Below are 12,428 nucleotides of genomic sequence, written 5' to 3'. Positions count from 1 at the left end.
GGCCCCCACCGGAAAGAGCCTCAGAGACCCGCGCGCACCGCGGCGATCGCGGCGGCGACCCCGGAGGGGGTGGCCTTGAGGTGCACGTCCAGGTGGTCATCCTTGGTCTTGAGCGCACGGACACCGAGCACCGGCGCGCAGATGCGCAGCGCCCGCACGACCGTCGGATTCCCGGCGAGGGCCGGGATTTTGAGGAGATCCAGGGTAATCCTGTCACCCTTCGCGTCGATCAGCGCGGCGGGCCGCTTGGGCATGAAGGAGACGAGATCGCCCGGCTTGTTCAGGTCGATCGCCCCCGAGCCGATCAGCCCGGCGATCGGCGAGGCCTCGTCGCCCAGCACCTGCAGCTTGAGGTCGGCGATCCGCAGGCCGACCTGGATCGCGTCCGCGCGCACGTCGAGCTCCTCGGCGAAGGCCGTGAACGAGGCCCGGATCGGGGCGCCCATGATCTTCACCGTCAGGGCGAGGCGCAGGCCCGGGGGCGCGGCCTCGATCACGATGTCCTTCGGCGCGCGCTTGCCGCCGCTGAGCTCTCGCGCCAGATAGCGCAGCGCATCGATCGGGACGCCGAACCGCAGGCGGAGCGCGCCGCGGAGCGCCCTCGCGATCTCCTCGGGGTGCGCCTTGAGATAGTCACCGGCGTGGCGAAGCAAGACCTTCGGATCGGGCTTGGGCATCGTTGGGGCCGCTACGATTGCCCGGAGTCGGGCCAGCGCGCAAGGGGCGAGCGCGGTCCGCCGGGAGGCCCTCGACGACCGGAGGTCGCTGTTCGAACGGGGGCGACTCGGTCACACTCGGGCCCGATGCAGACCAGGATCCTACTTGTCATGGCGACAACAGCGCTCGCGATCGGCTGCGGATCGGCCGACGCGACGCTCGAGTGGGCGCCGAGCGGAGGCGGGGGCGGTGGCCAGGGAGGCGATGACGATGGCCGGGGCAGCGATGGCGACGGCCAGAACAGCGGCGGGGGCCAGAATGATGGCGGCGGCGGCGCGCCGAGCGGCGAGGACGGCGGTTCGAGCGGCGGCGGGGCGCCGGGAGCCTCCTGCAACCCACCTCCGGCGTGTGATGCGGCGCCGCCCGATCCGGGCGAGGAGCTCGCGTGGAATCACCCGTCTTCGTACCTCATCGCCGGCGCTGGGAGCCCCAACCACCGCGGACGCGACCTCTACCTGACGCCGGACGACCCGCAGTGGATCATCGGAAAGTTCGCCTACGGGATCACGGACAAGGACCTGAAGGATGAGCGGGTCGACATCTATCTGCTCCGCGGCTGCGGCGGCGCGTGGGAGCGCCTCGGCTCGGCGACCACGACGGAAGCGGACTCGGCGCACCGCGCGGTCGAGGGTGTCAGCGATGACGGCGGCCGCGTCTACTTCGAGATCCCCGCGGCGCAGCGGCTCGGTCCGGGCCGGCACCGGGTCCACCTGGTCGTCCGCGGCGACCTCTCGAGCACCGACCTCTTCATCGAGGTCGTCCCGCGGGGCGCGCCGATGTTCGTCAGCGACGTCGATGGGACGCTCACCGGCACGGAGACCGAGGAGTTCACCTCGCTCCTCCTTGGCGAGCTGCCCGACGCGCACGCGCACGCCGCGGCGGCGTTCCACCGGCTCACGTCGAAGGGCTATCGCCCGATGTACCTGACCGCGCGGCCGGAGTGGCTCGTCCAGCGCACGCGCGATTTCCTCGAGGCGTACGGCTTCCCGCCTGGCATCGTGCACACCACGCTGGGCCTGACGGGCGCGACGGGCGACGGCGCCGCGGAGTACAAGACAGCGGAGCTGGAGCGGCTGTTCGACGGAAGGGAGATGCTGCCCGCGTGGGCCTTCGGCAACACGGCGACCGACGCCGAGGCCTACGACAACGGCGGCGTGATGCCGGTCGCGCGGCGCGTGTTCTACCGGTTCGACGATGAGGCGCACGGTGGCCGTCGCATCGACGGCTACGACGAGCTGTTCGCCGAGATCGACGCGCTCCCCAGCCTCTGCGATTGATCCGCCCCGCCGGCGCGGCGACCCGTCAGCCGGACGCCTGCTCGGTCCGGGCGCCGCTCGCCGGCGCCTCCGATGCGGCCACGGCGCCGTCCGGCGCTTCGACACGACCGCCGATCGAGCGGAGGAGCTCGCTCACCGCGGCGTGGGCGCGCTCGCGCAGCTCGTTGACCCGCGCGCCCTCGCGGCCGTCCGGGCGCACGGCGATCGGCGCGCCGACCCGGACACGGACGATCCGCAGGGTGCCGTCGCCGGTGTCGAGGGCGCCCTTCTTCATGAGGAGGTGCGTGCCGTCGATGGCGACCGGCACCACGGGCACGCCGGCGCGGACGGCTGCATAGAAGCCGCCGTTCTTGAACTGCCGGAGGATGCCGTCCTCGCTCCGCGTCCCCTCGGGGAAGACGAGCAGCGGCTTGCCGCTCTTGAGCACCTCCTCGAACCGCGAGATCGCCTCGACCGCGGCGCGGGAGCCGACCGTGCGATCGACCGGCACATGGCCCGCGAGCCGGAGGTGCCAGCCGAGGAATGGGATCTTCATGAGAGAGCGCTTGGCAGCCCACTTGAAATCGCCCGGCAGCGCGGCGCCGAGGGCCAGGATGTCAAGAAGGCTCTGGTGGTTGGAGCAGTAGACGAACACCCCGGGAGGGACGTTCTCGAGTCCGCTCGCCTGGATCTCGATATCGAGCCCTCGCGCGCTCGCCTGACACCAGCGGCGCATCGCCCACAGGCTCGCCGAGCGCTGCGGCGTGAGGGGGCCCAGCGTCAGAGACACGGTGCCGTACGCCATGGTCCTGAGGGTGAAAGGGACCCACTGGCGCGTCGCCAGCCATGCGCTCCTGAGATCCATACTACAGCGCTTACCACTCTCCATATCGGGCGAAAACGCGTAGCGTCTTGCGCACCGGCGCTGCGTGCAAGCGGCGTTGCTCGACTCCGGATCGCCGCTTCGCGGCGCGGCGAGATGCGCGATCCGGCGCTCGCCCACCTCGGAAGTTCGCCATGGACCAGGACCGCTCCTCGGGCCAGGGTAGAGGCTCGATCGACGCGCTCTTGCGGTGCCGTGCGGCTACTACAGGTCGAGCGGCGGCGTGAGCAGCCCCCAGCCGACCGTGGCCGGCCGCCCGGCGCGCTCGAACTTGACCGTGTACAGGCCTGTCTCTTCGGCGCTCTGCACGACGGCGGGGCGCAGCGCGCCGACCCATTCGGCCCAGACGCTCGCCCCGATCTTGAGCTGCGGCTTGACGGGGAGCGGACGGAGCGCCGACTCGTCGGCGAGCAACGCGGCGCCGCCGTAACCGAGGGCAAACCACCGCGCGGAGCTGCTGGGCAGCGACGTCAGGACGGCGCCTGGCTCGGCCGGAGGACCGCCGAGCCGCGACACGAGCAGCACGTGGCGCCACGTCTCGCCGTCCTTCCATGCGGCGAAGTTACCGGGGGCGAGCCCCGCGCTCTGCACGACGAAGCGAACCCCCTTGAGCTGCGCGAGCGGGGTCCGCGGGTCCATGTCGGTGTAGCGGACCTCGATCTTGTCCTTCACGAAGCGGGTGAGGACGGCATGCTTCATGACGCCGTTCCACTCCGTGAGCAGCGGGTCGTGGGGCCGGAGGCGGGGCGCGTCGGGCACGGGGATGACGTAGCCCGGGTGAACCTTGTACGACGGTCCGCCCCTCCCCTCGACGATGAGGTCGTCGCCGTCGAAGCCGACCACGGTCGCCGCGTACAGCACGAGCGTGGACCCGAGCTTGGCCCCGGCGAGCATCCGGTCCGAGAAGGTGAACACGCGGCGGCCTGGCTCTAGCTTGATCGGGTACGGGGGGAGGCCGAGCGGGTTCGACGCGTGCGCCGCGCCGGTCGGCGTCGAGGTCTCCGCGAACGCAGGCCGCGGCAGCGCAGCGACGGGCGGGCTCTGAGAGGGCATCGGCGTCGGGGTCGACACCGGCGCCGACTCGCACGCGGCCGCGAAGCTCGCTGCCAGGAGACAAGCGAGCGCCACGAGCACGCCGCGGGAACGCGGCGCTCGGGCCCGGAGGCATCGCATCGCGCGGCGCTCGCGATCCTTCGAGGTGGCGCGACGCAGCCTGCGGGACCCGGCCCCGAGACCGCCGGGACGTCGGTCAGCCATCGCGGGCGAGCATGGACTGCGAAACGGACGACGGCGAGCAGAAAGGGACAGCAGAACGACCCGGCGAAGCGTCGGCGGTCAGACCTGACCGCCCGCGTCAGAGCTGGAGAAGGAGGGCGCCGCGGTGCGGCGGAGCACCGCGCTCCTCGCGACGTGCTCGGCGCCTCTGCGCTAACCTGCGGCGCGATGAAGCGCGCGTTCAGCGTCGATGAGCTCAAGCAGACCGCGCCGCGCCTCGCCGTGGAGCGCCGCGCCGTGCGCTTCCAGGACGTCGATGCGGCCGGGATCGTCTTCTATCCGCGGGTCCTCGAGTATTTCAGCGACGCGTACATGATCGCGCTGAAGGAGCGAGGCATCGACCTTCCTGCGATGATCGCGGGCGGCATGATCAAGCTGCCGCTCGTCCACGCCGAGGCGGATTACCTCCTGCCGCTCCGGTTCGGTGACACCATCGAGGTCGAGGTGCTCGCGCCGAAGCTCGGTGACACGTCGTTCACGGTGGGCTACCGCGTGACGATGACGACGGCGGGTCGCGTCGCCGCCATCGGGCAGACCGTGCACGTGTGCATCGACGGCGCGCGCTTCACGCCGTGCCCGCTCCCGGACGATCTGCGCAGCGCGCTCGCCTAACCGCGCCGAGCGACGGCCGCCGGACGGCGCGCCTGGCGCTAGCGCGGTGGGAACGGGGCGAGCGCGGCCGCGAGCTGCGCCGCCGCGCCGGCGCGATCGAGCTTGCCGGCCGCGGTGAGCGGCAGCGCCGCGACGGCGCAGAGGCGCCGCGGGCGCTTGTGCGGGGCGAGCCGCGCCGCGACGACGGCCGCGAGATCGCCGAGCCATGCGGGGGAGGGTGCGGCGCCGCCCGCCTCGCAGGGCGAGGCCTGATCGGGGACGATCGCCGCGGCGACGACCTGACCCCAGCGATCGTCAGGCACGCCGAACACCACCGCGCCGGCGACGCCCTCGCAGGACGCGAGGACCTGCTCCACCTCGGCGGGGTAGACGTTCTCTCCGCCGGTCACGATGAGATCGCTGCGGCGCGCCGCGACGTGCAGCCGCCCGGCGGCGTCGAGCGCGCCGAGATCGCCGGTGCCGAACCACCCGGCGCCGTCGACCGAGAGCTCCGGCGCGCGGTCGGGGCCGCGGTAGTAGCCGCGGAACAGCACCGGGCCGCGGAGCTCGATGCGGCCCACGCCGTCGCTGCCGGCGCCCTCGATGCGAAGCTCGACGCCGGCGATCGGGGAGCCAGAGCCCGGCTCTCTCGCGCGCGGATCGCGCGGGCGCTGCACGGTGACCTGCGAGCACGCCTCGGTGAGGCCGTACGTGGTGAGCGCGGGGACCCCGCGGCGCGCGCACTCGTCGAGCGCCCGCTCCGGAGCGCCCGCGCCGCCGACGAGCACCGCGCGGAGCCGGGCGAGGACGTTGTCGCGATCGGCCTCCAGCAGCGCGAGCAGCATCGTCGGCACCACGGAGAGCAGCGTCGCGCGGTCGCGGACGATCGAGGCGAGCACCGAGGCGGGCTCGAAGCGAGGCGCGAGGATGACAGCGCGCCGCGCGAGCAAGCAGCGGGTCACGATCGAGAGGCCACCGACGTGGCAGAGCGGAAGGCAGAGCAGCCAGCGGTCGTCGTCGCGCACGCCGAGGTTGGCCGCGCTCCCCTCGGCGGCGGCGAGGAACGCGCGGCGCGAGAGCACCGCGCCCTTGGGACGCCCGGTGGTGCCCGAGGTGTAGACGATCGCCAGATCGCCGGAAGCGTCCGGCGGCGGGACGCGCGCGGTCTCGGCGGCGCGCGCCCCGCGCTCGCGGAGCGCGCCGATCTCCGGCGCGGCGTCGTCGAGCAGGGCGGCGAGCGCAGGCTCGCGCAGCACGAGGTCGGGGCGCGCGTCGTCGATCAGGAGGCCCGCCTCGCCGGCCGTGAGCCGGGGATGGATCGGGACGAGCACGGCGCCGAGCGCGAGCAGCGCGTGGATGACGACCACGGTCCCGAGCGCGTTCGGGGCGACGAGCGCCACGCGGGCTCCCTGCCCTACCCCCGCGCGGGCGAGCCGGGCAGATACGGCCGCGACCGCGGGCGCCAGCTCGCCGAAGCGGAGGGCGCCGCCGGCGCCGACGCCAAGGGCGGGGACGTCGATCGCGCGCGGCGCGTCGTCCTCGGCGCCGCCGAGGACGATCGCTGTCCGGGCGGCGATCGCGGGATCGCGCGCGGCATCGAGGAGGCTCAGCCGGTCCATGGCCGGATGCCGAGGCCGGGCTGATCGCTGGCCGCGACCAGGCCGCCCTCGCGGAGCTGCGGGATCCGGATCGCGGGCCACGCCTCCAGGCCGGCGTGCGCGTCGAGGCCGCACGCGAGCGGCGCGCGCGGCAAGGCGAGCGCGAGCTCACACGAGGCGGCGAGCGCGATGGGCCCGTCGAAGAGGTGCGTCACCACGGCGTCGAGGCCGCGCGCCTGTGCCCTGCAGCCGAGCGTGTGCGCGCGCAGCAGGCCGAGCATCGCGGGCTTCAGGATGAACGCGGCGCAGCCTTCCGCTTCGAGCAGGCGCTCCGGCATGCCCTCGACCGCGAGCGACTCGTCGGCCGCCCACGGGACCTCGCGCGCGCCGAGGTGATGGAGGAGCTCGGGCGCGACCGGCTGCTCGACGAAGCGCGGGCCGAGCGGCGCGAGGAGCGCGAGCCGGCGGGGCGCCTCGTCGAGCGACCACGCCGCGTTCGCGTCGAGCCGGAGCTCGACGCCCGGGTGCTCCCGCCGCAGCGCGCGCAGCGCCTCGAGGTCGCGCGCGAAGCCGTCCTCCCCGCGCGAGCGGAGCTTCACCTTGATCGCGCGGACGCCGCGCGCGGCGTCCACGCGAGCGCGCGCGAGCATCTCCGGCAGCGGCACCGAGGTCGTGAGCAGCCCGTTGACCTGGACCTCGGCGTAGCGCCCGTGTCCGCCGAGGCACGCCGATAACGAGAGGCCGAGGCGCTGGCCCAGCAGATCGAGCAGCGCCGTCTCCAGGGCGAAGCGCGCCGCCGGGAGCTCGCGCAGCCGCGATGACAGCGGCGCGAGCGCGCGCAGGATCGCGGACGCCGTCGCCGTCGGCGGAGCGCCCTCGGCCGGAAGGTCGACCGCGCCGAGCGCCCCCGGCAGCTCGGCGAGCGCGCGCTGGTCCTCGTCGGCCGTGTCGGGTGAGAAGCCGGGGAGCGGCGTGGCCTCACCCAGGCCGACGCGTCCCTCGTCGTCGGTGAGCGACAGCACGAGGCCCCGGCGCGCGCCATCAAGGACCCGGGACGCGAGGCGGGCATCGACGACGCGCATGATCCCTACAGGTGGGCCGCGAGGCCGAGCGAGAAGAGCAGCGCGTACGCGAGCAGCAGCTTCGCCGTCCCGGCGAGGCAGTCGTTGAGCGGCCGGCCGTCGGTCGTCGCCAGCACCCGGAGCAGGCGCACCGCGCGAGGGAACGTCGCGAGCACGAGGAGCGTCCACCGCCGGCCCTCGCCGACGGCGAGCGCGACCGGCACCGCGTAGGCGGCGGCGAAGAGCATCGCGTATTCGATGACGCCCGCGCGGCGCCCGAGCCGGACGGCGAGCGTGCGCTTGCCGGCGACGACGTCCGTCTCGCGATCGCGGACGTTGTTGACGACGAGCACGGCGGTGGCGATGGCGCCGATCGGCACGGCCGCCGCCCACGCGAGCGGCGGGACCGAGCCGAGCTGGACGAACACCGTACCGCAGACGGCGACGAGGCCGAAGAACACGAACACGAAGAGGTCGCCGAGACCGTGATAGCCGAGCGGGTACGGCCCGCCGGTGTACGCGACGCCAGCGAGGATCGAGACGACGCCGATCACCACGATGGGCCACCCGCCCACGAACGCCAGGTACACCCCGAACGGCAACGTGAGCGCGATCGTGACGAGCAGCCCGACGCGCACCTGGCGCGGCGTGAGCAGCCCCGCCTGCACGGCGCGCGTGGGGCCGAGCCGCTCGTGCGTGTCGGCGCCCTTCTCGTGATCGAAGACGTCGTTCGCGAAGTTCGTCGCGATCTGGATGAGCATCGCGCCCGCGAGCGCCGAGAGCGCCGGGCCGAGCCGCATCCCGCCGAGCGCGTAGGCGACGGCGGTCCCGACCATCACCGGCGCGAGCGCCGCGGTGAGCGTCGCCGGCCGGCACGCGAGGAGCCACGCCCGCAGCGAGCCGGGGCGCACGCCACCCGGGGCCGCTGCGCCCGCCGCGCCCGTCGCCTGAGGGGCCGCCGCGGCGCTCACGATCCCCTCCCCGGCTCGCGGGGCCCGCGCGCCCTCGCGGCAGCGCGATCGCTCCCGCGCTGCGCGGCGCCCTCGCCGGACCCGCCGCGAGCGACCTCGTCGGAAGCGGGACTCGTGTTCGCGTTGACCTGGCTCATGATCGTGGATCCCTCTCGGCAAGCTCGGGGTTCTCGGCGCGCGCGCCGCTCATGGAGTCTGCAGATCGGCCGCCGCGCCGTCCGCGGCCGGCGCGCTGACCAGGGCTGCGACGTCGCGACGAACGTCGGACCAGAGCCGCGCCACGCGGGCAGCGCCGTCGTGGGGCGGCACCACCGCCTCGATCAGCGTCGCGCCCGTCCGCTGATACCCCGCGGCGAGCGCGCGGGCGAGATCCCCGGCGGTGCCGGCGCGCTCGTAGGCGAGCCCGAACATCGCCGCCGCAGGCGCGAAGTCGAGGTGCTGCGGCATCGTGAAGCAGCGCTCGAGCAGCTCGGCGCCGCGCCTGGCGATGGGGAGGTGCTCGAAGATGCGGCCGCCGTCGTTCTGGACCACCACGATGACGAGCGGCGCTCGGCCATCGCCCGCTGCCTTCGAGGCGAGGAGCAGCCCGGTCAGATCGTGCAGCAGGCTGAGATCGCCGAGCAGCAACGTGACCGGCGCTGCGGCCGCCACGCGCGCGCCGGCCGCGGCCGACACGAGGCCGTCGATCCCGCTCGCCCCGCGCTGGTGCAGCACGCGCAGCGCGCGCGCCGACGGCGGGCAGTACGTATCGAGGTCGCGCACCGGCATGCTGTTGCCGATCGCGAGCAGCGAGCCCGCGGGGCACGCGCTGGCCACCATCCGGGCGATGGCACCCTCCGTCAGCTCGTCCCCGGCGCAAGCGCGCGCGGCGTGCGCCGCCGCGATCTCGCCGGCGCGCGCGAACGTCGCGGCCCAGTCCCGCCGCCCGCGCCCCAGGCTCAGCGCCGCCCCGGCGAGGCGCGCCGCGAGCGCCTCGCACACCTCCACGGGCTCACCCATGACGAGGGCAGCCGCGGCGCTCGTCGGGTCGTTCCAGCCGTGCGAGGAGACGACGACGCGGCGGGCGCTCGTGTGCTCGGCGATGTAGGTCGCGTAGCCGGCCGACGTCGGCGGCGCGCCGAGCTCGAGGATGAGGTCGGGCGCGTTCGCCGCGCGGAACTCTGGCGCGCGGAGGAACGAATCGAACGACGCCGGCATCACGACGCCCTCGGTGAGGCCGCCAAAGCAGATCTGGCTCGTGCCCTCGGCGAGCACCGGGAAGCCTGTCGCGCGCGAGAGCGCGAGCACCGCGCGGCGCGCGCGCGCGTCGTCCTCTCGGCTCTCGGCGGGGCCGCACACGATGAGCCCGCGCTCCGCGCGCGCGCAGCGCGCGGCGAGCTCCTCGATCGCGCGCCCATCGACCCCGGCGCGGGCCGACACGACCCGCGTGCCGGCGCGGCGCATCAGCGCCTCCCACTCTGCCTGCCACGGCTCGGGCCCGGCCGCGTCGACCGGCTCGAGCGGCTTGCGGAAGCGCGCGTTGATGTGGACCGGGCCCGGCGTCGGCGACAGCGCGCGCGTGACCGCCTGGGCCGCGATGCGCGTCGCCGCGCGCATCGCGAGGGGCGACGGATCCGGCAGCCCGAGCTCGGCGAAGTGACGGACGTGGTCGCCGAAGAGCTTGGTCTGATCGATGGTCTGCGAGGCCGCGGCGTCGGCGAGCTCCCACGGGCGGTCGGCCGTGATCGCGATGAACGGGGTGAAGCTCCGGTGCGCCTCGATGACCGCCGGGAGCGCGTGCGCGCCGGCGGTGCCCGAGGTGCAGACGAAGACGCTGGGCCGTCCGGTGACGCGCGCCTGCCCGAGCGCGAAGAACGCGGCGGCGCGCTCGTCGACGACGCTGTGGCAGCGCACCTCCTCGCTCTCCATCGCCGCGATCGCGAGCGGCGTGGAGCGCGAGCCGGGGCAGAGGACCAGGTCGCGCACCCCGGCCTGCGCGAGCGCGCGGACGAACAGCTGCGCCCAGGCAGAGTGGAGGTTCGACCCGCCCATCACCGCCCCCCTAGGCCCTCTCTCGCGCGCACCTCAGGCCCCTCGGGCGTCGCGACGAAGAGGCACACGACGCCCATCGTGAGCGGCTCCACGCGGAGCACGCGCAGCCCCGCGCCGCGCATCAGCTCCGCGAACTCGTCCGGCGGCGGGAACCTCGCGATCGAGTCCTGCAGGTACCGGTACTCGTCCCTGCCGGAGATCGCGCCGCCCACGTACGGGACGACCGTGTGGATGTGGAAGCGCGCGAGCTTGCCCATGAGCCCGCTGCGCGGCTCGCTGAGCTCGAGGATCGCGATGCGCCCCCCGGGCCGCGTGACGCGCGCCATCTCGCGGAGCGCCCGCGCGCGATCCGGGACGTTGCGGATCCCGAACGCCATCGAGATGGCGTCGACGCTCGCGTCGCCGAGCTGGAGCTGCTGCGCGTCGCCGACCTCGAGATCGATCCGCCCGGCGAGCCCCGCGGCCTCCACCTTCCGGCGGCCGACGCCGAGCATCCCCTGCGACGGATCGACCCCGATGACCTTCACCTCGTGCGCCCGCGCGATCGCGATCGCGAGATCGGCGGTGCCGGTCGCGAGATCGAGCACCGTCGCGCCGGGCGAGAGCTCGAGCGAGCGCACCGCGCGCCGCCGCCAGCCCTGATCGAGCCCCAGCGAGATGACCCGGTTCAGGAGGTCGTACCGCTCCGCGATGCCGTCGAACATCTCGCCCGTGCCGAAGCGGCGCCCGCCGCGCGGCGCCTGATCCTGGCTCGCCTCGCTCATGTCCCGCCCCCCGCCTGGTGCACCGCGCGCGGCGCCTCGGCGCGCTCTGCGGCGAACCGCTTACCTTCGCCGGACGGCGGCGCGGCGGACTCCCCGTCCCCCGCCCCGATCGCGCGTTTCCGCTCGTGGAGCCGCATGTGGCCTCGCTGGATGCCCTCGCTCGCGAGCGCGCGCAGCGCCGCCAGGTTGGACGCCAGCCCGACGGACGCCAGCACCACCGCGAGCTCGCGCGCGCTCTTCGCGCCCACGAGCTGCAGCGCGGCGCGCACGCCCGCGTGCACCTCGGTCGCGCCGCCCACCGTGCCGACGGCGAGCGGCAGCTCCGCCCGCCCCACGAGCCCACCGGGGATGCGCTCCCACGTGCTGAGCGGCCGGTACCGGCCGCCGATCGCCGCGTACGCGTGCGCGCCCGCCTCGATGGCGCGGAAGTCCTGCCCGAGCGCGACCGCGGCCGCGTCGAGCCCGTTCATGAAGCCCTTGTTGTGGGTCGTCGCCCGGTACGGATCGAGCTCCGCGAAGCGGCTCGCCCGCGCGATGCCGCTCGCCACGTCCGCGCCCCCGAGCGCGTCGTCCGTCACGGTGGCCGTCACCCGGACGAGGCGGCGGACGGTCAGGTTGGAGAGGATCCGCAGGCCCAGCGTCCCGCCGGCGATGCGCTGCACGAGCGGCGCCACCGCCTCTGCGACGGTGTCGACCAGGTTCGCGCCCATGGCGTCACCGACCTCGACGTAGAGGTGCACAACGAGCACGCCGAGCTCCGCCGAGAGGACGCGCACCTCGAGATCGCGGCAGCCGCCGCCGCGCGCCACCATCCTGGGGATGGCCGCGTCCCCGGCCGCGAGCAGGCTCGCGCGGGCCGCCTCCAGCCGGCCCGCGGCCGCCTCCGCGTCCGGCACGTCGTCGAGCTGGACCTGGGCGGTCATGATCGGCGGGTCCGCCTCGCCGGAGAAGCCGCCCGACCGCCGGACCATGCGCGCCGCGTTCGACGCGGCGGCGATGACGCTCGGCTCCTCCACCGCCATCGGCACCAGCACGTCGCGCTGGTTCACGCGGAAGTTCAGCGCAAGGCCGAGCGGGAGCGCGTGCGTCGCGATGACGTTCTCGCACATCCGATCGGCCACCGCCGTCGGCAGCCCTCCCCCGCTCGCGAGGTGCGCGAGCGCCTCCTCGTCGAGCAGACCGAGCGCCTGGATCGCGCGGAGCCGCTCCTCGAGGCACCGCTTGTAGAAGCCGCTGATCCGGCTGGACACGTGTTGGCTCATCGGGTGTCTCCGCGCGCCG

Annotated in this window: 11 protein-coding genes; 2 read left to right on the top strand and 9 right to left on the bottom strand. The window is 74.6% G+C overall.

What is annotated here, in order from left to right; all coding sequences use genetic code 11:
• Positions 1 to 20 precede the first annotated feature (20 nt).
• On the bottom strand, positions 21 to 677 hold the full coding sequence (locus WME82_RS16855) for a hypothetical protein (RefSeq protein ID WP_437872359.1): 657 nt from the start codon (positions 675 to 677) through the stop codon (positions 21 to 23).
• Positions 678 to 827: 150 nt separating this feature from the next.
• Between WME82_RS16855 and WME82_RS16850 the strand changes: the two genes are divergently transcribed.
• Positions 828 to 1,994, top strand: coding sequence for a lipin/Ned1/Smp2 family protein (locus WME82_RS16850; protein WP_437872358.1), 1,167 nt, complete (start codon positions 828 to 830; stop codon positions 1,992 to 1,994).
• A 25-nt stretch (positions 1,995 to 2,019) separates the two neighbouring features.
• On the opposite strand, the gene WME82_RS16845 is transcribed toward WME82_RS16850, so the two are convergent.
• Together WME82_RS16845 and WME82_RS16840 are read right to left on the bottom strand one after the other, a co-directional pair.
• Entirely contained in the window at positions 2,020 to 2,838 is an 819-nt protein-coding gene (locus WME82_RS16845; RefSeq protein WP_437746484.1) for a lysophospholipid acyltransferase family protein, read from the bottom strand.
• A 222-nt stretch (positions 2,839 to 3,060) separates the two neighbouring features.
• Positions 3,061 to 3,984: a hypothetical protein gene (locus WME82_RS16840; RefSeq protein WP_438043652.1), complete on the bottom strand. Its 924-nt coding sequence runs from the start codon at positions 3,982 to 3,984 to the stop codon at positions 3,061 to 3,063.
• 315 nt (positions 3,985 to 4,299) lie between these two features.
• Here WME82_RS16840 and WME82_RS16835 point away from each other — a divergent pair, with 315 nt between their 5' ends.
• Positions 4,300 to 4,743, top strand: coding sequence for an acyl-CoA thioesterase (locus tag WME82_RS16835; RefSeq protein WP_438043651.1), 444 nt, complete (start codon positions 4,300 to 4,302; stop codon positions 4,741 to 4,743).
• Between the two features lie 38 nt (positions 4,744 to 4,781).
• On the opposite strand, the gene WME82_RS16830 is transcribed toward WME82_RS16835, so the two are convergent.
• The 6 genes from WME82_RS16830 to WME82_RS16805 all read right to left on the bottom strand — a co-directional run bounded on the left by WME82_RS16830 (position 4,782) and on the right by WME82_RS16805 (position 12,409).
• Complete coding sequence (locus WME82_RS16830) at positions 4,782 to 6,341, bottom strand: AMP-binding protein (RefSeq protein WP_438043650.1); 1,560 nt, start codon at positions 6,339 to 6,341, stop codon at positions 4,782 to 4,784.
• Complete coding sequence (locus tag WME82_RS16825) at positions 6,329 to 7,402, bottom strand: mandelate racemase/muconate lactonizing enzyme family protein (protein ID WP_438043649.1); 1,074 nt, start codon at positions 7,400 to 7,402, stop codon at positions 6,329 to 6,331. The genes WME82_RS16830 and WME82_RS16825 overlap by 13 nt, the downstream gene beginning before the upstream one ends.
• A gap of 5 nt (positions 7,403 to 7,407) precedes the next feature.
• On the bottom strand, positions 7,408 to 8,352 hold the full coding sequence (locus WME82_RS16820) for a 1,4-dihydroxy-2-naphthoate polyprenyltransferase (RefSeq protein WP_438043648.1): 945 nt from the start codon (positions 8,350 to 8,352) through the stop codon (positions 7,408 to 7,410).
• A 186-nt stretch (positions 8,353 to 8,538) separates the two neighbouring features.
• Positions 8,539 to 10,383 (bottom strand): 2-succinyl-5-enolpyruvyl-6-hydroxy-3-cyclohexene-1-carboxylic-acid synthase, encoded by a 1,845-nt coding sequence (gene menD, locus WME82_RS16815; RefSeq protein WP_438043647.1) that lies wholly within the window; start codon positions 10,381 to 10,383, stop codon positions 8,539 to 8,541.
• Positions 10,383 to 11,147, bottom strand: a complete 765-nt coding sequence (gene ubiE, locus WME82_RS16810; protein ID WP_438043646.1) for a bifunctional demethylmenaquinone methyltransferase/2-methoxy-6-polyprenyl-1,4-benzoquinol methylase UbiE — start codon at positions 11,145 to 11,147, stop codon at positions 10,383 to 10,385. The genes menD and ubiE overlap by 1 nt, the downstream gene beginning before the upstream one ends.
• Positions 11,144 to 12,409 (bottom strand): hydroxymethylglutaryl-CoA reductase, degradative, encoded by a 1,266-nt coding sequence (locus WME82_RS16805; RefSeq protein ID WP_438043645.1) that lies wholly within the window; start codon positions 12,407 to 12,409, stop codon positions 11,144 to 11,146. Before WME82_RS16805 ends, ubiE begins: the two co-directional genes overlap by 4 nt.
• Positions 12,410 to 12,428: the final 19 nt, after the last annotated feature.

Source organism: Sorangium sp. So ce128 (assembly GCF_051525245.1).
Taxonomy (GTDB): Bacteria; Myxococcota_A; Polyangia; order Polyangiales; family Polyangiaceae; genus Sorangium; species Sorangium cellulosum_B.
Note: the sequence above shows the minus strand (reverse complement) of the source record. Positions and strands in the feature narration are given on the sequence as shown.

Bases quoted from the DNA above. Each gene is read 5' to 3' on its own strand.
- WME82_RS16845 (WP_437746484.1), bottom strand. From the start codon at position 2,838: ATGGATCTCAGGAGCGCATGGCTGGCGACGCGCCAGTGGGTCCCTTTC.
- WME82_RS16850 (WP_437872358.1), top strand. From the start codon at position 828: ATGGCGACAACAGCGCTCGCGATCGGCTGCGGATCGGCCGACGCGACG.
- WME82_RS16830 (WP_438043650.1), bottom strand. From the start codon at position 6,341: ATGGACCGGCTGAGCCTCCTCGATGCCGCGCGCGATCCCGCGATCGCC.
- WME82_RS16835 (WP_438043651.1), top strand. From the start codon at position 4,300: ATGAAGCGCGCGTTCAGCGTCGATGAGCTCAAGCAGACCGCGCCGCGC.
- ubiE (WP_438043646.1), bottom strand. From the start codon at position 11,147: ATGAGCGAGGCGAGCCAGGATCAGGCGCCGCGCGGCGGGCGCCGCTTC.
- WME82_RS16805 (WP_438043645.1), bottom strand. From the start codon at position 12,409: ATGAGCCAACACGTGTCCAGCCGGATCAGCGGCTTCTACAAGCGGTGC.
- WME82_RS16855 (WP_437872359.1), bottom strand. From the start codon at position 677: ATGCCCAAGCCCGATCCGAAGGTCTTGCTTCGCCACGCCGGTGACTAT.
- menD (WP_438043647.1), bottom strand. From the start codon at position 10,383: ATGGGCGGGTCGAACCTCCACTCTGCCTGGGCGCAGCTGTTCGTCCGC.
- WME82_RS16825 (WP_438043649.1), bottom strand. From the start codon at position 7,402: ATGCGCGTCGTCGATGCCCGCCTCGCGTCCCGGGTCCTTGATGGCGCG.